Annotated in this window: 21 protein-coding genes; 15 read left to right on the top strand and 6 right to left on the bottom strand. The window is 70.4% G+C overall.

Going from position 1 to position 20,304, the window contains the following annotated elements; translation table 11 throughout:
• Positions 1 to 132: 132 nt before the first annotated feature.
• From ACOACQ_RS04595 to ACOACQ_RS04580, 4 genes are read right to left on the bottom strand one after another with little or no spacing between them, the layout of a single operon-like run.
• Positions 133 to 720 carry an AMIN-like domain-containing (lipo)protein gene (locus tag ACOACQ_RS04595; RefSeq protein WP_378600730.1) on the bottom strand — a complete coding sequence of 196 codons (588 nt, stop codon included), beginning with the start codon at positions 718 to 720 and terminating at the stop codon, positions 133 to 135.
• 38 nt (positions 721 to 758) lie between these two features.
• Positions 759 to 1,922, bottom strand: a complete 1,164-nt coding sequence (locus ACOACQ_RS04590; protein ID WP_378600728.1) for an amidase family protein — start codon at positions 1,920 to 1,922, stop codon at positions 759 to 761.
• The gene (locus ACOACQ_RS04585; RefSeq protein WP_378600726.1) at positions 1,922 to 2,995 is read right to left on the bottom strand and encodes an acetamidase/formamidase family protein; all 1,074 of its coding nucleotides are present in this window, start codon (positions 2,993 to 2,995) and stop codon (positions 1,922 to 1,924) included. The genes ACOACQ_RS04590 and ACOACQ_RS04585 overlap by 1 nt, the downstream gene beginning before the upstream one ends.
• 39 nt (positions 2,996 to 3,034) lie before the next feature.
• Positions 3,035 to 4,075: a hypothetical protein gene (locus ACOACQ_RS04580; RefSeq protein WP_378600723.1), complete on the bottom strand. Its 1,041-nt coding sequence runs from the start codon at positions 4,073 to 4,075 to the stop codon at positions 3,035 to 3,037.
• Positions 4,076 to 4,125: 50 nt separating this feature from the next.
• Between ACOACQ_RS04580 and ACOACQ_RS04575 the strand changes: the two genes are divergently transcribed.
• Positions 4,126 to 4,422, top strand: coding sequence for a hypothetical protein (locus tag ACOACQ_RS04575; RefSeq protein ID WP_378600721.1), 297 nt, complete (start codon positions 4,126 to 4,128; stop codon positions 4,420 to 4,422).
• A 3-nt stretch (positions 4,423 to 4,425) separates the two neighbouring features.
• Here the strand turns inward: ACOACQ_RS04575 and ACOACQ_RS04570 are convergent, their stop codons facing one another.
• Complete coding sequence (locus ACOACQ_RS04570; protein ID WP_378600719.1) at positions 4,426 to 5,466, bottom strand: hypothetical protein; 1,041 nt, start codon at positions 5,464 to 5,466, stop codon at positions 4,426 to 4,428.
• A 25-nt stretch (positions 5,467 to 5,491) separates the two neighbouring features.
• Between ACOACQ_RS04570 and mshB the strand changes: the two genes are divergently transcribed.
• The 7 genes from mshB to ACOACQ_RS04535 all read left to right on the top strand — a co-directional run bounded on the left by mshB (position 5,492) and on the right by ACOACQ_RS04535 (position 11,865).
• Positions 5,492 to 6,415, top strand: a complete 924-nt coding sequence (mshB, locus tag ACOACQ_RS04565; protein WP_378600717.1) for an N-acetyl-1-D-myo-inositol-2-amino-2-deoxy-alpha-D-glucopyranoside deacetylase — start codon at positions 5,492 to 5,494, stop codon at positions 6,413 to 6,415.
• Positions 6,412 to 6,795, top strand: a complete 384-nt coding sequence (locus ACOACQ_RS04560; RefSeq protein ID WP_420287699.1) for a hypothetical protein — start codon at positions 6,412 to 6,414, stop codon at positions 6,793 to 6,795. Before mshB ends, ACOACQ_RS04560 begins: the two co-directional genes overlap by 4 nt.
• Positions 6,796 to 6,805: 10 nt before the next feature.
• Complete coding sequence (locus tag ACOACQ_RS04555) at positions 6,806 to 8,593, top strand: VanW family protein (protein ID WP_378600713.1); 1,788 nt, start codon at positions 6,806 to 6,808, stop codon at positions 8,591 to 8,593.
• A gap of 55 nt (positions 8,594 to 8,648) precedes the next feature.
• The gene (locus ACOACQ_RS04550) at positions 8,649 to 9,221 is read left to right on the top strand and encodes a 2'-5' RNA ligase family protein (RefSeq protein ID WP_378600711.1); all 573 of its coding nucleotides are present in this window, start codon (positions 8,649 to 8,651) and stop codon (positions 9,219 to 9,221) included.
• Between the two features lie 31 nt (positions 9,222 to 9,252).
• Positions 9,253 to 10,122 carry an esterase/lipase family protein gene (locus tag ACOACQ_RS04545; RefSeq protein ID WP_378600709.1) on the top strand — a complete coding sequence of 290 codons (870 nt, stop codon included), beginning with the start codon at positions 9,253 to 9,255 and terminating at the stop codon, positions 10,120 to 10,122.
• 64 nt (positions 10,123 to 10,186) lie between these two features.
• The gene (locus ACOACQ_RS04540) at positions 10,187 to 10,681 is read left to right on the top strand and encodes a Zn-ribbon domain-containing OB-fold protein (RefSeq protein WP_378600707.1); all 495 of its coding nucleotides are present in this window, start codon (positions 10,187 to 10,189) and stop codon (positions 10,679 to 10,681) included.
• Entirely contained in the window at positions 10,681 to 11,865 is a 1,185-nt protein-coding gene (locus tag ACOACQ_RS04535; RefSeq protein ID WP_378600705.1) for a lipid-transfer protein, read from the top strand. The genes ACOACQ_RS04540 and ACOACQ_RS04535 overlap by 1 nt, the downstream gene beginning before the upstream one ends.
• Before the next feature lie 7 nt (positions 11,866 to 11,872).
• On the opposite strand, the gene ACOACQ_RS04530 is transcribed toward ACOACQ_RS04535, so the two are convergent.
• Positions 11,873 to 12,700, bottom strand: coding sequence for an adenylate/guanylate cyclase domain-containing protein (locus ACOACQ_RS04530; RefSeq protein WP_420287698.1), 828 nt, complete (start codon positions 12,698 to 12,700; stop codon positions 11,873 to 11,875).
• Positions 12,701 to 12,753: 53 nt separating this feature from the next.
• Here ACOACQ_RS04530 and ACOACQ_RS04525 point away from each other — a divergent pair, with 53 nt between their 5' ends.
• The 7 genes from ACOACQ_RS04525 to ACOACQ_RS04495 all read left to right on the top strand — a co-directional run bounded on the left by ACOACQ_RS04525 (position 12,754) and on the right by ACOACQ_RS04495 (position 20,285).
• Positions 12,754 to 14,202 (top strand): magnesium chelatase, encoded by a 1,449-nt coding sequence (locus ACOACQ_RS04525; RefSeq protein WP_378600701.1) that lies wholly within the window; start codon positions 12,754 to 12,756, stop codon positions 14,200 to 14,202.
• Positions 14,195 to 16,198 (top strand): VWA domain-containing protein, encoded by a 2,004-nt coding sequence (locus ACOACQ_RS04520; RefSeq protein WP_420287697.1) that lies wholly within the window; start codon positions 14,195 to 14,197, stop codon positions 16,196 to 16,198. Before ACOACQ_RS04525 ends, ACOACQ_RS04520 begins: the two co-directional genes overlap by 8 nt.
• A gap of 70 nt (positions 16,199 to 16,268) precedes the next feature.
• Positions 16,269 to 16,850, top strand: a complete 582-nt coding sequence (locus ACOACQ_RS04515) for a hypothetical protein (RefSeq protein WP_420287696.1) — start codon at positions 16,269 to 16,271, stop codon at positions 16,848 to 16,850.
• On the top strand, positions 16,841 to 17,167 hold the full coding sequence (locus ACOACQ_RS04510; protein ID WP_420287695.1) for a hypothetical protein: 327 nt from the start codon (positions 16,841 to 16,843) through the stop codon (positions 17,165 to 17,167). The genes ACOACQ_RS04515 and ACOACQ_RS04510 overlap by 10 nt, the downstream gene beginning before the upstream one ends.
• Positions 17,167 to 18,981, top strand: coding sequence for an alpha/beta hydrolase (locus ACOACQ_RS04505; RefSeq protein ID WP_420287694.1), 1,815 nt, complete (start codon positions 17,167 to 17,169; stop codon positions 18,979 to 18,981). Before ACOACQ_RS04510 ends, ACOACQ_RS04505 begins: the two co-directional genes overlap by 1 nt.
• Positions 18,981 to 19,478, top strand: a complete 498-nt coding sequence (locus tag ACOACQ_RS04500) for a hypothetical protein (protein ID WP_420287693.1) — start codon at positions 18,981 to 18,983, stop codon at positions 19,476 to 19,478. Before ACOACQ_RS04505 ends, ACOACQ_RS04500 begins: the two co-directional genes overlap by 1 nt.
• A gap of 27 nt (positions 19,479 to 19,505) precedes the next feature.
• Positions 19,506 to 20,285 carry a sulfite exporter TauE/SafE family protein gene (locus ACOACQ_RS04495; protein ID WP_420287692.1) on the top strand — a complete coding sequence of 260 codons (780 nt, stop codon included), beginning with the start codon at positions 19,506 to 19,508 and terminating at the stop codon, positions 20,283 to 20,285.
• Positions 20,286 to 20,304 lie beyond the last annotated feature (19 nt).

The following is a 20,304-nucleotide window of genomic DNA, read 5'->3' as shown; positions in this document are numbered from 1 at the left end:
GTCCAGTGGGGTACTCGCGAGCCTAGACAGGAGCTGGGAGCGGATCGTCCTGGGCGCCCGCGCGAGATTGGGGTACTTCTGATCAAGCAGGTTGATCAGAAGTACCCCAATCCTGCTGAATCAGGCGCCGGGTCAGTACCAGAGGTGCGCGACATCCACGACGAGCCGGTGCCCGCCGCCGGTGTTGTTCAGGACGAACGCCCGCATCGGCAGCCGGGCGCGCACACCGAGCCCGATCGTGGTCTGCCCCTCGAAGCTCCCGGCCCACGCGACCTGGCGGAAGGTCCGGTAGCCGGAGACGTTGACGAGCTCGCGACGATTGGCGGGCCGGTACGTGAGGTTGCCGTTGGCGTCGTACGCCGGGGCCTTGACGACGACCTGCAGTCGCGCACCGCCCCGGAGCGGCACGACGGCGCCGGATCCGTCCGTGACGACCTGCGAGACGTAGGCGACCCGGTACCCCGGTGTGCCCGTGCCCCGGGCGTTGATGTCGATCACTAGCCGGTCGAAGCAGAGGTGCCGACCGGAACGGACGTTCGTGAGCTGCTTGCTCGTGTACGGCGTTCGCGCCTTCGCGAGCGACCCCCACTGCGCCTCGCAGACCGTGGACGATGCCGTCGGTGCGGAGGTGACCGCCGCGAGCGGCACGATGCTCACCGATACAGCGAGGGCGAGAGCGAGTGGGCGCACCATGCGCCTCAGTTGCTGGGAAGTGTTCATGGCGTCCTCCTTCTGGACACCTGTTGGACGCGGAACGCCTACGCCTGGTTGACGAGATCGAGCAGATCCTTGTCGCGTCCGGGCGCGGCCACCAGGCACACCCCGCACGGCAGCCCGCCGGCGGTGGTGAGAGGCACGGTGACGGCGGGCAGTCCACCGATCCCGGCCAGGCAGGTCAGCGCCAGGGTGGCCTCGCGCGCAGCTTGCAGCCGTTCGCCCAGGCCGGGGCCGAGGTCAGGCGCCACGGTCGGCGCCGCAGGGAGTACGACGATCCGGTCGGCCACCAGGTCGCGGATCACCTCCCGCGCCTCCGTGACCACCGAGCGTGCCGCCGAAGCCTCGCCCTCCGTGACCAGCCGAGCCCGCTCGAACCGGCCACGTACGTCCTCGCCCAGCGTGTCGAGACGACCCTCCAGCCAGACACCGTGGGCCTGCCACGCCTCCCAGCCCTGCAGCGTCACGAACGCATCCCGCCACCCCGGCAGGTCCTCGAGCGGCCACGCCTCGGGCAGTCGCAGGCCCAGGTCCGGCTGCCAGCCGGCGACCGCCGCAGCCACGTCGGCATCCGCCAGGGCGAGCAGCGACGGGACCGTGACCAGTCGCCGATCCTCAGCAGTGACCGACCCCGGCAACAGGACGTCGCCGACCCGCGCCAACAGCCCAGGAGAACGCGTCAGCCAGCCCACCGTGTCGAAGCTCGGCGCCAGCGGCAACAACCCGTCCCGTCGTACGACGTCGTGGCTGGTGCGGATACCGAACAGGCCCTGGTAGGCGGCCGGTACCCGGATCGAGCCACCCGTGTCCGTACCGAGCCCGATCGACGCCTCGCCGAGCGCGACCGCGGCCGCCGAGCCCGACGACGACCCTCCCGGCACCCGGCCGGGAGCGGCCGGATTGGGCGGCGTCCCGTAGTGGGCGTTGGTGCCGGCGAGGGAGTAGGCGAACTCGTCGGTCCGGCTGATGCCCCGCACCGAGGCGCCTGCCGCCAGCAGCGTCGACACGACGGGAGCGGACACCGCAGCAGGCGACGAGGCCGCCAGCCACGCAGGGTTTCCTGCGCCGACGGCGAACCCCGCGACGTCGTACAGGTCCTTGACGGCGACGGTCTCGCCGACCAGTGGGCCCTCGGGAGCGCCAGGCACCAGGGGAGAGCCGACGACCCGCCACACCCGCTCGTCCCACGCCTCGCCCGCGGCGCCCATCACCGCACCTCCGGGAAGTCGCTCTTCCGGATCCGCGCGTGCACGCCCTTCACCAGGTCGACGACCTGGGAGATGTCGAAGTCGGTGGCCGCGCTGAGGTAGGCGTAGGCGAGGTGCGGGGCCATGCCGTAGCGCGCGCCGAGGAGAGCGATCGCCGCCCGCACGCAGTTCTGCAGGGCCACGTCGAGCGAGGGGTCGAGGCCTGTCGGCACCAGATGCTCGGTCGTCTCCGCCAACGGTCCCGCGAGCTCGCCGAAGCGCCGCAAGGCGTCCTCGCGCGGCACCACGTCGAACCGGATCGTCGCCCGCAGCGAGGCCTCCAGTGCGGTGAGTGACACCTCGCCGTCGCCCTGCGCGAAGTGCGGGTCGCCGACGTAGGCCAGCGCACCGTCGACCTGGACCGGGAGGTAGAGGGTGGCGCCCACGGTGAGCAGGTTGATGTCGATGTTGCCGCCGTAGGCGCCGGGTGGAACGGAGTGCGGACGTTCCGCGGCCGCCGACGCGACGCCCATGATCCCGAGGAACGGAGCGAGCGGGAACGACACGACCGGGTCGCCACCCTCGACCAACGGCAACAAGCCGGAGGCGCCGTCGTCGGACACCCGCGTGAAGACCGAGACCGTCTCGCCGCCGGCCGGGAACTCCCCGGGCAACGCACCTCGACCGTGCCGGTTCGACACCACGCCGTACGGCACCCGCGGCAACGTCTCGACGACCGTCATCGCGAGCAGATCGCCCACCCGGGCGCCGGAGACGTGCACCGGCCGCGACACCACGTGCGGCCCGTCGACACCCACCACGTGCGAGACGGTCGAGGACGCCAGGGCGACCGCGTCGGAGAGCACGCCGTCCTCGGCAACACCGTGGCCACCGAAGAACGCACGCGGATCCCGCCCCTGGTCCTCGAGGATCCCCTCGTGGCTGATCGTGTCGAAGGTGACCTCTGCGCCGGACTCCACCGTCAGTGCCGGAGCGTCAGCCGAGCACGGAAGCCGACCCCACAGGACCGTGTCCGGGTCCGCGGGAAGATAGGACGCCGCCCGGATCGGGCCGGTCCCGGGCTGCAGGATCATGGACCGACCCTAGAGCCCCGATATTTCAGGCAAGGTCCATCAGGCCGGCAGGTTCGAGCGCTTCATGCCGAAGATCCAGCGCCGGCGCGGGTGCTCGCTGACCGACCAGAACCGCTTCGTCTCGGGCCACCAGACCAGGTCCTCGGGACCGATCACCGTCGCCCACCGGTGCTCGCGGAAGGAGCCGGGCGCGCCGACGTAGACCGAACCGGGGAAGTAGCCGCTGCGCGACGAGGTCACGTAGTAGACGCCCTCAACGACCGAGACCCCCTGCATCCGGGCCTGACCGCGCTCGTCGATCACGGGTCGCGCCAGCCCCTCGGCGTCGGCGGCCACCAGCCCCGTGGCCGGATCGAGCGGGAACCGCGCCATCCGGCGGGTCTGCTTGCGCGAGCCGTACTCGCCGACGACCAGGGTCGGCTCCGTCGTACTCCGGTCGATGGTGAAGAAGGAGAACCGCAGCTTCGCCTGTCCCTCGTCCGCGTTGCCCCGGTGCGCGAACCGGACCGGCAGGACGTAGCGGTGCCCGAAGGTCTCGTACGACGACCCGGCCGGCACGCGAAGGAGGTCCTCGAGGCGGCAGCTGAAGAAGCCGCGGCCGGTCCCGGCGACGTGCAGGTAGTCGCCGTGCCACACGATGCCGCCGGCGTGCACCTTCAGCGGCTTGAAGCCGGGCTCCCCGTCGACGAGGGTGGGGGTGACCAGCAGCACGTGGCCGTAGCGGTGCCGCTCGAGGTCGATGATGCTGATCCGCGACCCGGCGCCGTGCTTGGAGTACCAGGAGGACGCCAGGACGTCGTGGCCGAAGTCCTCCTTGAAGCCGGTGAGCGCCGAGGTGGTGATGCCCTGCGGCCACCACTCCGGATCCCGCCGGTCGAACGCCTCCCACGTGTAGGCCCGGCTGACCTTGAGCCCGAGCAGGCGGGGCGTGGGTGCGAACGTGCGGCGCAACCTGCCGGTCAGGTCCGGCAGCATGCCCGCGAGGCCGACCCGGCCGCCGCCGTCGGCCGCCAGGGCCGCCGCGAGCGCGTCTATCTCGGCGCCGTTCTCCGCGGTGCGGGTCAGGTGAAGTCCGGCCACGGCCGTCACGCTAGCCCAACCCCAGCGACCTCCTGCGTCATGATGGTCACGTGAGGGGCATCTTCTTCGAGGAGGAGCACGCGCGGTCCGCCGCGCTGGTGCTGGTCCGTGGCGGGTACGCCGCGGAGGTCGTCCGCGAGCGTCTCGCCGGCGAGGACGACGACGAGGGCCACCCGTGGGCGGTCGTCACGGACGCGCCGGAGATCCAGCTCGACATGCTCGTGGAGATGTACGACGGCTGGCTGGACTACGACGAGGACGAGTCCGCGCCGGTCGAACCGCCCACCAGGGCCGGGTTCGTGCTGCCGTTGCCGGACCAGCCGAAGCGGATCAAGCGACCCGAGTGAGGCTCACGCCGGCGAGCAGGCGAACGGCCCTTCGCCGCGCGTCCATGCCTGGGTGATCGGCTGACGGTCGTCGAAGTCCGCCTCGACGACGACGGTGCTTCCGTCGACCTCGGTGTCGAGCTCGACGTCGAGCCCGGCGGCCTTCGCCGGTCCGTCGAGATGGGTCACCAGGCCGTTCTCGTCGTCCGTGGCCGCCTCCTCGTCCCGGAAGAGGCGCACCACCTTCAACCGCTCGTCGGCAGCGGCGAAGTAGCCGATGTTGCGGGGGTGGCCGAGGTTGCCGAGGGCCTGTTCCGCCTGCTCGGGTGTGACCCTTCCCCCGAGCGCTGCCCCGCAGGGCGGGTCGAAGGCCATCGTCGCGAACTCGAGGTCGTCCTGGCTCGGCGCCTGGTCGAGCACGTCGTCGAACCTGCCCGAGTCGGCCAGCGAGTCCTTGTCCTCGCCCACGACGTCGAGCCCCTCGGCGATGTCGCCCGTCACGATGAGGTGTTCGTCGGGAACCAGGGCGACGTTGAGCAGCACGCTGGGATAGCGGCCGCCGATCAGTCCGGTCGTCGCGTCCGCGGACGACAAGTCGGCCGTGAACGTCTCGGCATCGCCCTTCTTCGAGCGTTCGTAGCCGGCGTCCTCGAGGTCGTCGGCGATGGCTTCGAAATCCACGTCGGCGTGGAGCTTGGTCACCCGCACCAGGTCGTCCTCCGACGTCGCGGTCGCCTCCCACTCGACGTCGAACTCGCTGAACGCGGCGTCCTGCATGACGGCGGTCCAGTTGCGGAGCTCGGAGCCGTAGGCCTCCTCCTTCGATGCCTCGATCCACCGGTTGATGTCGTCCTCCGAGGCTCCGGTCTCGAGGTCGTCGACCTCCAGCCGCTCGGCGATCGCAGCCTCGTCGACGAACACGACGCTTGTCGCGTCGTCCGGGAGGTACTCGAGGGCTTCCTGGATCCGCGAGCTGCCGTCCAGCAGCCCGCAGCCACCCAGCCCGGAGGTGGTCAGCACGACGACTGCAGAGACGGTCACGAGGCGCCCGAGCGTGGAAGTCATGGGTCACATCATTACGCTCCAGAGCATGAGTGAAACACCGGCACACCGGCTGCTGCTCGTCCACGCTCACCCCGACGACGAGTCGATCGGACAGGGCGCCACCATGGCGAAGTACGTCGCCGAGGGTCGCGGCGTCACGCTGGTCACCTGCACTGCCGGGGAGATGGGCGAGATCCTCGTGCCCGGACTGGTGCACCTGGCCGCCGATCAGGAGGACGGCCTCGGCGAGCACCGCAAGGGTGAGCTCGAAGCCGCCATGGTCGCGCTCGGCGTGACGGACCACCGGTTCCTCGGGGGTTTCGGCACCTACCGCGACTCCGGCATGAAGTGGCACGAGGACGGCCACGCGGTCGCTGCCGACGACATCCACGACAACGCCTTCTGGCACGCCGACCTCACCGAGGCCGCCACCCAGCTCGTCGCGGTCATCCGCGAGGTGCGGCCGCAGGTGATGGTGGCCTACGACGAGTTCGGTGGCTACGGCCATCCCGACCACATCCAGGCCCACCGGGTCGCGATGTACGGCGCGCAGCTGGCCGCCGCGCCGTCGTACCGGCGGGACCTGGGGGAGGCCTGGGACATCGAGAAGATCTACTGGGGCGCGATGTCGGAGAGCCGGATCCGCGAGGGCCTGCGCTCGTTGCGCGCTGCCGGTGACACGACGACGTTCGAGGGCATGGACCCGGACGGGCCGCTGCCGCCGATGTTCCGTCCCGACGAGGACATCGACTGCGAGGTCGACGCCGGTGAGTACGTCGAGCGCAAGCTCGACGCGCTCCGCGCCCATGCCACCCAGATCACCACCGACGGGCCGTTCTTCGCGTTGTCCAACAATGTCGGCGCCCAGGCCTTCGGACGCGAGCAGTTCCGCCTGGTCAAGGGTGTCGCCGGCGATCCGGGCGACAACGGGTGGGAGACCGACCTGTTCGCAGGCGTCTCCGCCGGGTGAGCTCCGAAGGCGTCATGCCGCTCCCGTGGCGTGCGTTGCTGGCGGTGCCGTGCGTGCTGCTCGGTGTCGTGGTTGCCGTCTGCGCGGTCGCCCTGCACGACTACGCCTGGGGCCTCGCCCTGGGACTGGCGGCAACCGCTGCCACGCTGGTGGCGCTGCCCGCGGGCTGGTGGTCGCGCCTGTCGTTCGCGCTCGGGTGGGTGGCCGTCCTCGTGGTGGTGACCCCCGAGCGCGCTGAGGGCGACGTCGTCGTGTCCGGTGACCTCGACGGCTACCTGTTGCTCGGTGCCGGAATCGCGGTGTTCGGTGCGGGATTCGTCGGTCTGGTCGCGCCCCGGGAGGCCGTTCGCGATTCAGGCCAGTCGGGTACCGCTCCCTAGACTGACGCGCGTGACGAACTGGGAGCCCACCGAGGGCAAGAGCGAGCGCGCCGGCGGCAAGGTCGTTGCCGGTGTCGTTGCGATCCTCGTCGTCCTCGTCGGTGGCGCCTACGCCGGTGCCTACGCGCTGGCCGGGGACAAGGTGCCGCGCGGCACGTCCATCTCCGGTGTCGACGTCGGAGGCCTCAGTCGGGACGCTGCCGTCGAGAAGCTCACGAAGGTCTTCGACCCGCGGGCCGACGCATCCATCGACGTCTCGGTCGAATCGGCATCGGGTAAGTCGGCGGAGGGCAACGGCGCCGCCGTCGAGCCCGGCGACATCGGCCTCCGCGTCGACTACGCCGCGTCGGTCGACGCGGCCGGGGCCGGCTCGAGCTGGAGCCCGGGTCGCCAGTGGGACTACTTCACCGGCGGCACGGACGTCGACGCGGTGGTCACCGTGGACGACACCCTGTTCGACGCGAAGCTCGATGACCTGTCGAAGGGCCTCGGCACGCCGCCGAAGGACGGCCAGGTCAACTTCACCCCCGACGGCGTCGAGACCGTCGAACCGCAGTCGGGCAAGGCCGTCGACCGCGACGCCGCCCGGACCGCGATCATCGACGCCTACCTGGCTGGCGAGAAGTCCGTGTCCCTCCAGGTTGCCGACGCCGAACCCGAGATCGACGCCGCCGACGTGGCCGAGGCCGCCGAGTCCTTCGCCAACCCCGCGATGGCCAACGCCGTCACGCTCGTCTTCGGTGAGAACGACATCAAGCTGGAGCCGCGCAAGTTCGCTGCGGCACTGTCGATGAAGCCCGAGAACGGCGAGCTCGTCCCGGTGGTCGACCAGGCCGTGCTGACCAGGCTGGTCGAGGCTGCGACGACCACCGGCAAGCCGGTCGACGCCACCGTGAAGCTCGTGAAGGGCAAGCCGAAGGTGATTCCGGCCAAGCCGGGCGTCGCCTTCGATCCGGCCGACGTCGCCACCGTGTTCACCGGACTGTTGACCGCACCCCAGGGCTCGCGCAGCGGCGAGGTGAAGGCCGAGGTGACCGACGCCGAGTTCACGACGCAGGACGCCAAGGACCTCAAGATCGTCGAGAAGGTCTCGCAGTGGGTGACCTACTACCCGCACGCCGACTACCGCAACGTGAACATCGGCCGCGCCGCCGAACTGATCGACGGCACCGTCCTCAAGCCCGGCGAGCGGTTCTCCCTCAACGGCATCGTGGGGGAGCGCACCGCCGAGAACGGCTTCACCGAGGGCTACGTCATCAACAACGGCATCCTCAAGAAGGACCTGGGCGGTGGGGTGTCGCAGCTCGCGACGACCACCTTCAACGCGATGTTCTACGCCGGCCTCAAGGACATCGAGCACAAGCCGCACTCGTTCTACATCGATCGCTACCCGGCGGGCCGCGAGGCGACCGTGGCCTGGCCCACCGTCGACATGTCGTTCGAGAACGACAGCCCGTACGGCGTCCTGGTGCGCGCCTGGGTGCAGCCCAGCAGCTACTCCTCCCAGGGCGTCGTCACCGTGCAGATGTGGTCGACGAAGGTCTGGGACATCAAGTCGAAGAGCTCCGAGCGCTACGCCTACGTCGCGCCCGCGACCCGCACCCTCACCACGCCCGACTGCGAGGTCCACACGGGCTCGTCCGGGTTCCAGATCGACGTGACCCGGATCTTCCGCAAGCACGGCGAGTCCACGGTCCACCACACCGAGAAGTTCCACACCAACTACACCCCGGCCGACACCGTCGTGTGCAAGAAGCCCGGTCCGCCGCCACCGGAGGACCCCGAACCGGGGGACTAGTTTCCTTCGGATCCTTCGCGTCGGGCCGATGGGGCTCGATGGAGGGATTGCGATGATGCTTCGAGCGGCATTCGTTCCGCCGGAGGAGGCGGTCGAGGAGTTGCGCGCGCTCGCTGGCCGCTTCGGCTTCCTGCCGGGCGTGCACCCGTTGCCCCTCGACCAGCTCGACATCCGCATCGCGCGGTTGGGCAACCTGCACGCAGCCGACGCGGTCAAGCTCGCCGACAGGTTCCAGGAGTGGCCCGGGGTCGACGTACTCCCCGAGGTGCGGTGGTCAGGTGTGCACCTGGAGCCCAACGGTGACGTGGGAGTCGGCCTGGCCGGGGACCTCGACCGCCTGGCGGAAGTGGCGCGTGCTGTCGGCCTGAGCGCCGAGAAGGTCAATGTGTACGTCGACCGGCGGGCCTTCGTGCCCGTGGCCATCGCGGCCACGATGGACGAGCAACGGCCCGGCTCACGCGTCGGGTCGGCCCTTGCGGGGATGAGCGACGTGGGCGGCACCCCCTGGACCATGTCGGAGGTCGCCCTGATCCGGATCCGCTGGTTCGCCGGGCAGGAGGCGAGCGAGGTCGTGGAGAGGATCCCGATCCCGGTGCTGGAGCCGATCGTCGAACGCGAGGCCGTGTGACCTGCGTCGCAGGGTGTCGTTGATTGCTGATGTGCGCACCCGATACCGGCTCCCGGCCCTGCTGACCTCGCTGCTGACCTCGCTGCTGACCTCGCTGCTGGTCGGCCTGGGTGGCGTGACGGCCGCACCGGCCGGCGCGGACACGATCCTGCCGCCGCTCCCGACCGCGCCGGACGGTGACATCCCCGGGGTCAACATCTGGACCTGCAAGCCGAGCGCCGCGCGGCCGACGCCGGTGATCCTCGTGCACGGCACGCTCGGTGACCGGACGCACCTGCTGGAGAACCTCGGCAAGGCCATCAAGGCCAAGGGCTTCTGCGTCTACTCGCTCGACTACGGCAACCGAGGCACCAACGACATCGTGAAGTCCGCCGGCGAGCTCAAGGCGTTCGTCGCGAAGGTGCGCACCTCGACCCGGGCCGCGAAGGTGTCCCTGGTCGGGCATTCGCAGGGCGGCATGATGCCGCGGTACTACATCAAGTTCCTCGGTGGTGCGCCCTACGTCGACGACCTCGTCGGCATCGCGCCGTCGAACCATGGCACCCGTCTGATCCCGGCGCTCAACCCGCTGGCGGACGTGCTGCCCGGCCTGATCTGCGTGGCCTGCCAGCAGCAGGCCCAGGGATCGCCGTTCCTGGTGAAGCTGAACGCCGGCGACCAGACCCCCGGATCGGTCAGCTACACCCAGATCACCACGAAGTACGACGAGATCGTGGTGCCGCACACCAACGGCTATCTCGCGGCCGGGCCGCTGACGACCAACGTCACGATCCAGACCAAGTGCCGATGGTCCATCTCCGAGCACGTCCTGATCCCGGCCGACCGGGCAACGATCAGCTACACCCTCAACGCACTGACCCGTCCCGGCCCGGCGCTCGCGACGTTCACTCCTGCCTGCTGAGACCTCGGTGGTCGCGCCCGTCGCAACCGGCTAGAATAAGAACACGTTCTAGTTCAGGAGTGCCATGACCGCCACCCCCGTCAGCCCCGTCATCGAGGGCTGGTTCACCACGGGCGCGGAGCCCCGGCTGCTCGCGTCCCGGTGCACCAGCTGCAGCAACGTGGTGTTCCCGCCGGTCTCCTCCGAGGCGAGCGCCGCGGCGTTCTACTGCCGCAACCCTGCCTGCGACGGGGAGCAGTACGACGCCGTCGAGCTCTCGCCCCGCGGCACGGTCTGGTCCTACACCGACGCCCAGTACCAGCCGCCGGCGCCGTACGTCCCCGCCAGCGACCCGTACCAGCCGTTCGCGCTGGCCGCCGTCGAGCTGCCCGAGGGCCTCGTGGTCCTCGGCCAGGTGGCCGACGGGTACGGCGTCGCCGACCTCGCCGTCGGTGCCGAGGTCGAGCTCGTGATCGAGACCCTGCACACCGACGAGACCGGGGAGCGCACCATCTACCGCTGGAAGCCGGTGGGTTTCGAGGCTCGCTCCGCTCGCACCTCGACCACCGAGGAGGCCTGATGTCTGTCGTGATCGCCGGGGCCGGCATGCACCCCTGGGGCAAGTGGGGCAAGAACTTCGTCGAGTACGGCGTCCACGCGGCCCGGGCCGCCCTCAACGACGCCGGCGTCGCGTGGTCCGACGTCGACTTCGTCGTCGGCGGTGAGACCGTCCGCAACGGCTACGCCGGGTACGTCGCCGGCTCGACCTTCGCCCAGGCGCTCGGCTGGAACGGTGCGCGGATCGCGACGTCGTACGCCGCCTGCGCCACCGGCGCCCAGGCCATCGACACCGCGCGCACCCGGATCATGGCCGGACTGTGCGACGTCGCCCTGGTGGTCGGTGCCGACACCACGCCCAAGGGCTTCCTCGCCCCGAACGCAGGCGAGCGCTGGGACGACCCGGACTGGCTGCGGTTCCGGCTGCTCGGCATGACCAACCCGGCGTACTTCGCGCTCTACGCGCGCCGCCGGATGGACCTCTACGGCGCGACCAGCGAGGACTTCGCCCAGGTCAAGGTCAAGAACGCCCGCCACGGGCTCGAGAACCCGAACGCCCGCTTCCGCAAGGCGGCCACGATCGCTGACGTGCTCGCCTCGCCGGTGGTCTCGGACCCCCTGCACCTGCTCGACATCTGCGCAACGTCCGACGGCGCCGCTGCGGTCGTGCTCGTCAGTGCGGAGTACGCGAAGAAGCACGGCATCGCGTCACCGGTGAAGGTCGCGGCGGTCTCGACCGTCACGCCGACGTTCCCGAACACCGTCATCGACATGCCCCTGCTGTCGACCGACTCGTCGGCGCTCACCGGCGTGCCCGAGCGCACCTTCAAGGAGGCGATCGGCCAGGCCGCCTACGAGGAGGCGGGCATCGGCCCCGAGGACGTCGACGTGGCCGAGGTCTACGACCTCTCGACGGCGCTCGAGCTCGACTGGATCGAGGACCTGCAGCTCTGCAAGCGCGGCGAGGCCGAGGTCCTGCTGCGCGCGGGCGACACCACCATCGGTGGCCGGATCCCGGTCAACCCGTCCGGTGGCCTTGCGTGCTTCGGCGAGGCGGTGCCGGCCCAGGCGATCGCCCAGGTCTGCGAGCTGACCTGGCAGCTGCGCGGTCAGGCGACCGGTCGTCAGGTCGAGGGCGCGAAGGTCGGCATCACGGCCAACCAGGGCCTGTTCGGCCACGGCTCGTCGGTGCTGCTCACCGTCTGATTCCCGGCTAGGGAGCAGGCGGCAGGATCCGCCAGATGACGTGCTCGCCGGTGAGGCCCTTGAGCTCGACCGTCTCGAGCTCCTCGAGCCGGACGGCGGCGTCGTCGTCCAGGGCTTCCCGGACGGCGTCGCTGGCCAGGATCTCGTCGCCCTGGGCGAGATCGGCCACCCGTGCGGCCATGGCCACGTTGCGTCCGAAGTAGTCCCCGTCGAGGGCGACCACCTGGCCGGTGTGGATGCCGATCCGGATGTGGATGCCGCCGTACCGGCGCAGGGTCGCGTCGCGCGGCAGGTCGCGCTGGATGGCCAGCCCGGCCCGGCAGGCGGCTTCGGCGTCACGGAAGGTGACCATGTAGCCGTCGCCGGCGGTCTTCACGACCTGGCCGCGGTACTGCTCGATGCGGGCCCGCAGCACGCGGTCGTGGGCCGCGAGGACCTTCACCCACGCGGCGTCCCCGAGCCGGTCGTTCAGGGGCGTCGAGTCCTTGATGTCGGAGAAGAACAGGGTGACGGTGCCGTCGGAGGCGGCCATGTTGAGGATGTCGGCGCGGGCGTCGTCGCTGGCCCAGTTCTGCAGGTCCTCGATCGTGCCCTGGATCAGGCCGCTGATGCCGTGCACGCGGACCCGCGACGCCGTCCGCAGCACACGGCGGACCGTCCGCTCGGCCGAGCTGCTGGGCGGAGGTGGCCGGAGTGCGGCGTCGAGGTCCGATTCCAGCTGGGTGATGTGGTGCTGCGCGTCGGCGAGCTGGGCCTGCAGGCTCGCCCGGCCCCGGGCGAAAAGGACGATGATGCCGAGCAGCAGCACGCACACGACGCCAAGGACGATGACCACGTCCGAAGCGTAGAGCGCAGACGGCCGTTGTGTGTCCGCAGTAGCGTGAGACGGTGACCACTCCGGCTCCCGCGTCCGCCCCCACGACGGCCCCCACCCTTGCCACTGTCGGCGCGCTGCGCGCCTCCGGCCATGTCCAGAAGTCCCTGCGTGTCGAGCTTCGCGAGAACCTCCTCGCCCGGCTCCGCGCCGGCGAGGACCCGTGGCCGGGGCTGCACGGCTTCGAGGACACCGTCATTCCCCAGCTCGAGCGGGCAATCATCGCCGGCCACGACATGGTGCTGCTGGGGGAGCGCGGCCAGGGCAAGACTCGGCTGCTGCGCACCCTGGTCGGGCTGCTCGACGAGTGGACGCCCGTCATCGACGGCGCCGACCTCGGGGAGCACCCGTACGAACCGATCACGGTGGCCTCGCGGCGCCGCGCCGCCGAGCTCGGGGACACGCTGCCCATTGCGTGGCGGCACCGTGAGGAGCGGTACGCCGAGAAGCTGGCCACGCCCGACACCAGCGTCGCTGACCTGATCGGCGACGTGGACCCGATGAAGGTCGCCGAGGGCCGGTCGCTGGGTGACCCCGAGACCATCCACTTCGGCCTGATTCCCCGCTCCCACCGGGGCATCGTCGCGATCAACGAGCTGCCCGACCTCGCCGAGCGGATCCAGGTCGCCATGCTCAACGTGATGGAGGAGCGCGACATCCAGATCCGCGGCTACGTCCTCCGGTTGCCCCTCGACGTGTTCGTCGTGGCCTCGGCCAACCCCGAGGACTACACCAACCGTGGCCGGATCATCACGCCGCTGAAGGACCGGTTCGGGGCCGAGATCCGCACGCACTACCCGAAGGAGCTCGCTGCCGAGATCGCCGTGATCCAGCAGGAGGCAGACCTGCTCGCCGACCAGGTGATCGTCCCGGGGTTCCTCGTCGAGATCCTGGCGCGCTTCACCCGCAACCTGCGTGACTCCAGCGCCGTCGACCAGCGCTCCGGCGTCTCGGCCCGCTTCGCGATCGCCGGCGCCGAGACCATCGCCGCGGCTGCGCTGCGCCGGGCGACGATCGAGGGCGAGGACCACGCAGTGGCCCGCGTCGTCGACCTGGAGACCGCGGTCGACGTACTCGGGGGAAAGATCGAGTTCGAGTCGGGCGAGGAGGGCCGGGAGACCGAGATCCTCACCCACCTGCTGCGCACCGCGACGGCCGAGACGGTGCGGGAGAAGTTCCGGGGCCTCGACCTCGCCCTGCTCGTCGGCGCCATCGAGGACGGTGCCACGGTCACGACCGGCGAGCGGATCGGCGCCCGCGACCTGTTGAGCGGGCTGCCGGTGCTCGGGGAGTCGGACCTCTACGACCAGGTCTGCGACCGCGTCAACGGCGCCGGCAGCGGTACGACGGACGGCGAGCGCGCCGCCGCCATCGAGCTGGCGCTCGAGGGCCTCTTCCTGGCCCGCAAGATCGGCAAGGACCAGCACATCGGCAGCACCGGTTCCGAGACCGTCTATGGCTAGATACCTGCGGTACGACGGCGGCGACCCCCTCGCGCCACCCGTCGACATCGCCGAGGCGCTCGACGCCATCGGCGAGGACGTGATGGCCGGCTACAGCCCGGAGCGGGCGATGCGCGAGTTCCTGCGTCGCGGCGGTCAGGACCAGGCGGGGCTCGACGACCTGGCCCGCCGGGTGGCCGAGCGGCGCCGGGACCTGCTGCAGCGCAACAACCTCGACGGCACCCTGCAGGAGGTGCGCGAGCTGCTGGAGAGGGCGGTCCTCGAGGAGCGCAAGCAACTGGCCCGCGACGCCCTGATGGACGACGGCGACCGCGCGTTCCGCGAGATGCGCCTGCAGAACCTGCCGGACTCGCCGGCAGCCGCGGTCACCGAGCTGGGCGACTACGACTGGCAGTCCAGCGAGGCCCGGGAGGCCTTCGAGCAGATCAAGGACCTGCTCGGTCGCGAGCTCCTCGACCAGCGCTTCGCCGGCATGAAGCAGGCACTCGAGAACGCCACCGAGCAGGACCGGCAGGCGATCAACGAGATGTTGTCCGACCTCAACGACCTGCTGGAGAAGCACGCGGCGGGCGAGGACACGCCTGAGGACTTCCAGGAGTTCATGGACAAGCACGGACAGCACTTCCCCGAGAACCCGCAGGACATCGACGAGCTCCTCGACACGCTTGCCCAGCGGTCGGCCGCCGCCCAGCGGATGCTCAACTCGATGACGCCCGAGCAGCGCGCGGAGCTGATGCAGCTGTCGGCCCAGGCGTTCGGCTCGCCGGCCCTGATGGACCAGCTCGACCGTCTCGACCAGAACCTGATGGACCTGCGTCCCGGCGAGGACTGGGGCGGGTCCGAGCAGTTCGGCGAGGGCGGTACCGGCCTCGGGCTCGGCGACGGGACCGGCGTCCTCCAGGACCTCGCCGACCTCGATGCGCTCGCCGACCAGCTGTCGCAGGCCTACGGCGGTGCCCGGCTCGATGACGTCGACCTGGACAAGCTCGCCCGTCAGCTCGGCAACGAGGCCGCGGTCGACGCGCGCAAGCTGCAGGAGCTCGAGAAGGCGCTGCGCCAGTCGGGTGCCATGGAGCGCAGCTTCGACGGCGAGCTGAGGCTCACTCCGAAGGCGATGCGCCAGCTCGGCAAGGCACTGCTGCGCGACGTGGCGCAGAAGCTGTCCGGACGGCAGGGGCAGCGCGACCTGCGGCAGGCCGGAGCCGCCGGCGAGCTGTCCGGAGCCACGCGACCGTGGGCCTTCGGGGACACCGAGCCGTGGGACATCCCGCGCACGATGCTGAACGGAGTCCTGCGGCGCTCCGGTGAGGGCGGCCCGCTGCTGTCCATCGAGGACGTCGAGGTGTCCGAGACCGAGGCGCGCACCCAGGCGGCTGTCGCGTTGTGCGTGGACACGTCGTTCTCGATGGCGATGGACGGGCGTTGGGTGCCGATGAAGCAGACCGCGCTGGCGCTGCACACCCTGATCGGGTCGCGGTTCCGCGGCGACAGCCTGGAGCTGATCGGCTTCGGCCGGCATGCCGAGACCATGCAGATCGAGCAGTTGACCGCGCTCGATGCGAAGTGGGCCAAGGGCACCAACCTGCACCACGCCCTGCTGCTCGCCAACCGGCACTTCCGCAAGCACCCGAACGCCCAGCCCGTGCTGCTCATCGTGACCGACGGTGAGCCGACCTCGCACCTGGAGTCGAGCGGCGACATCTTCTTCTCCTACCCGCCGCACCCGATGACGATCGCGCTCGCTGTCCGCGAGCTCGACAACGCGCAGCGGCTCGGCGCCCAGACCACGTTCTTCCGGCTGGGCGAGGACCCGGGCCTGGCCCGGTTCATCGACTCGATGGCCCGCCGTGTGGACGGCTCGGTCATCGCGCCGGAGGAGGGCGACCTCGGCGCTGCGGTGGTCGGCTCCTACCTCGGGTCACGCCGGGGCGGACGCTCCGGTGCTGGTCCCGGGAGCTATGGCGACATGTTCGGGTCCCGGGGTTTCTGGGTCTGATCGGCTGAGCGCCTGTGGACAACGCCGGGCGTTGGTTTGTGTGACCTGACCCACGGGCACCGATCAGTCCATGAGCGAAGCGAATCCCGGGCGCCTCCATCGCGTCGATCCATCCCTCCTCGACGACGACCCGTTCTGGTCCGTCGTACGACGCCGCCACCCCGACCTCGACGTCGTCGTCCTTCCTGACGCCTCGACAGGGCCGGACGCGGCTGGCCCTCCTGCATCGGTCGATGAGGTGCGTCGGGCCGCGGCCGCCCTTCAGGAGACCTGGCGCGGGATCCGCCCGGTCGTCGCCGAACACGCTGACCCTGCGCCTCCGAGCATTCGTTGGCAGCAGGCGGAGGGGCAACGGTGCCTGGTCCTGAAGAAGGCCGTCACCGGGATCGGGCAGGAGGCGGGCACCGAGCTCCTGCAGCGGCTCTTCGTCCACCTGGGCGAACAGGGCTGGATGCTCCACCCGGGAGGCAGGGACGGCCTCCCGGTCCTGCGGGCGACCGACGGGCAGGTGGCGGTCGAAGCCATTGCCGGGCCGGGAGCCACCGTCGTGACCCTGACCAGCGTTCCCCTGGCGGTCACCTCCGAGCTCGCCCCCGAGGTCGTACAGGCGGTCCTTGACGACCTCCGGACGGAGGTGGCGTCATGGGAGTGACGATCGACGTCCCTCCGGGCGTCCTGGCAGCGGCCAAGACTGCCTGGGACGACGCGGCCGATGGACTGGACGGCGCGTGGCGCCGGCTGGGCAAGGCGTCGACGGCCGGGTTCGCGCCCGCGGTGGTCACCGCTGTCGAGGCGTTCCAGACGACCTGGACCGACGAGCTCAAGCGGCGCGCGGAGGCGGCCCAGGCCAACAGCGATGCCTTCGTCGAGGTCAGCGGCGACTTCGAGTTCACTGACGCCGCTGCTGCCGAGCAGGCACGCGCGCTCCTCGGTTGGGCTCACCGTGCGGCACCGATCGGGGAACGCTGATGGTCACGATCGAGCTTCCCCGCACGATCGACCCGGTCCCGACCCTGGACTCCACGGCGGTCCGGGCGGCCACGTTCGCGACCAACCTTCGCGCGGTGGAGGTGCAGGTCAAGGACGTCCAGGCGTGGGCCGAGTCCCAAGGGGTCCCCGAGGGGTGGCAGGGCGATGCGCGGGATGCCGCCGACCACGGCACGACCCGCTTCGCGCGGCGGGTCGACGTGTCGGAGGCTGCGCTGGAGCAGGCCATCATCGCGACCGACAGGTTCGAGGACCGGCTCGTGAGGCTCGGTGCCCGACGGATTGCGCTGGCAAAGCGTCGGACGACGCTGAACGACGACGTCGAGACCCTCCGGGCCGAGATCGAGGGCAACGAGGCGGTCGAGATCAACGTCACCGCGTGGGAACGTCGTGCAGCCGCCCTCCGCGCCGGAGCAACGGACCTGGTGGACGACATCACCGTGTGGAACGGCGACGCTGACGATGCCGAGGACGAGTTCGTCCGATCGCTCCGGGGCGTCGACGAGATCGCGGAGGGACAGCGGGCAGCACAGGATCCCGATCGGCCCGATCCCGACGCGCTCGGCCGCGCCTTCGACCGCCGTGTCGGCGATCCCGTGGCCCTGGCTGCCTGGTGGCGGACGCTGTCACGTGCGCAGAAGCAGGCCCTGCTCGCCGAGCGGCCGCACGACATCGGCAACGCCGACGGCATTCCCGTGCGTGATCGTGACGAGGCCAACCGTGCCGCGGTCTACAGCGACATCGATCGGCTCACCCGCCAGGAGGCCGACGGGGAGCTGACCGACGACGAGCGCGCGATCCTGGACAACGCCACGGTGATCCGCGAGGAGCTCAACGGCCGGCTGGACGACATCGATCCGCTCACCGGCGAGCACCTGGTCCACGTCATCGTCTACAAGCCCGGCGAGCACGGGGGCGACGGTGGGGTCGCGATCAGCTTCGGTGACCCCGACCGTGCCGACCACGTGTCGGTCAACGTGCCCGGCCTGACCAGCGAGACGTCGAGCCTGCCCGGCAATCTCGCCCGGACGGAGGACCTCCACGCATCGGCCAGTGGGCAGACGGACGGGACCGTGGCCAGCGTCTTCTGGCTCGACTATGACGCCCCCAGTGGCAATCCGGTGGGCAGGGTCGATGACCTGCTCGACTTCGGTTCCGTCGTCGGACCGGGTGCAGCTGATCGTGGCGGCGAGCGGTTCTCCGACTTCATCGACGGGCTCCGTGCGTCCGACGAGGGCGAGCGCGCCCACCTGACGGCGATCGGTCACAGCTATGGGTCCACCACCGTGGGCCACGCCCTCCAGGACGGCCTGCCCGTCGATGACGCCATCCTGATCGGCAGTCCGGGCGTCCCCGAGTACACGGCAGCGGCGCTGACGGACGCGGACGTGTGGGTGGGTGCCAAGGACAATGACCCGGTGTCGCTCCTGGGTGCCGACGACGGTCCCGGAACGCTGGGAGGCGACCCTGCTCAGGAGTCGTTCGGAGCCACGAGGTTCGAGACCGGGGACGGGTCCTCACGGATCCAGGACGCGCTCGACAATCACACGTCGTACTTCAAGGGCGATTCACTGCACAACCTGGGAGCCATCGTGGTCAACCAGGACGACAACGTCATCCACGACGAGGAGCGCGAACGATGGACCGACGAGGGGCACTATCAGACGCTGCCGGAGTATCTGGTGGAGTCGTCGATCAAGGGCGCGGGAGGGCCGATCGTGGACGGAGTCGAGGAATGGGGCAGGGACTTCATCGATTCGTTGTCGCGAGGCTTCGGTCCGGGACGGTTCCTCTGATGAGGGGCTGGACAATCGCTGCGGGCATGGCCTTGGCGGCGAGCCTGTCCGGGTGCAGCGACGACCCCGCCACCGACCAGAAGGACGTGGACGCCGTGGAGGCGCGGGCACTGGCCGCGGTGGATGGTGTCGTCCACGACGCCATGGACGGCACGGGCCCGGAGTTCGTGAGTGGGCGGCACCGGTTCGTGACCTGTGGGGACGGCCTGGCAGCGGGTGGTGTCATCCATCGGGTGTCCCTGAACTTCGGTCCGTCGGACGAGCCGGTGGAGGACATGGTTGATGCCGCCGCGAGCGCCATGGAGGCCGACGGCTGGACGGTGAAGCGCGTGGAGAACCCCGCCATCGTCGAAGGCTCCAGGGACGGGGACGACCTCAGGTTCCAGTTCGGGCCTGCCGGCACCCAGGTGAGCATCGGCTCGTCCTGCGTCGACACGTCGAACGACGTGGCCAACGACTACCAGGACCGGGGGTACACCGACCTCACGTGGAAGTAGTACGACGAGGTCGTAGGGTCGGTCGCGATGAGCGACCTGAGCCTGACCGTCCTGGCGCTCCTTGCGCTGGCCGCGCTGACGGCCGGCTTCGTGGACGCGGTGGTCGGTGGTGGCGGCCTCGTGCAGCTCCCGGCGCTGCTGCTCGGGTTGCCGGGTGCCAGCCCGGTGCAGATCCTGGCCACGAACAAGATCGCCTCGGTGTGCGGGACGGCGGCGAGCTCGGCGACGTACTACCGCAGGCTCCGGCCGGACCCGAAGACCTTCGGGCCCCTCATGCTGTTCGCGCTGGCGGGCGCGTTCACCGGCGCCCTCGCGGCCTCGAGGATCCCGCGGGAGGCGTTCGAGCCGATCGTGCTGGCAGCCCTCGTCGCCGTCGGTGCCTACGTGCTGGTGCGACCCAGCATGGGGGAGGAGACCGAGCTCCGGTTCGACGGCCACCGCCACCTGGTCGCCGCGATGGGGGTCGGCTTCGCCATCGGCCTGTACGACGGCATCCTCGGACCCGGCACCGGCAGCTTCTTCGTGTTCGCCCTCGTCGGCCTGATGGGCTACGACTTCCTGCAGGCCTCGGCCAAGGCCAAGCTGGCCAACCTCGCCACGAACATCGGTGCGCTGTTGCTGTTCATCCCGACCGGTGCCGTGCTGTGGGACGTCGGCCTGATGATGGGTGCCTGCAACCTGGTCGGCGGCTACCTCGGAGCGCGTACGGCGGTGTCGCGGGGCGCGAAGTTCGTGCGGATCTTCTTCATCGTGGTCGTGAGCGCGTTCATCGTCCGGATCGGTGGAGGCGTCATCGGGATCTGGTGACGTGGCCCCTCGCCCGGGC

The organism is Nocardioides sp. CPCC 206347 (assembly GCF_048654605.1).
In the GTDB taxonomy this organism is placed as follows: domain Bacteria; phylum Actinomycetota; class Actinomycetes; order Propionibacteriales; family Nocardioidaceae; genus Nocardioides.
This window is presented reverse-complemented; position numbering and strand designations above follow the sequence as displayed.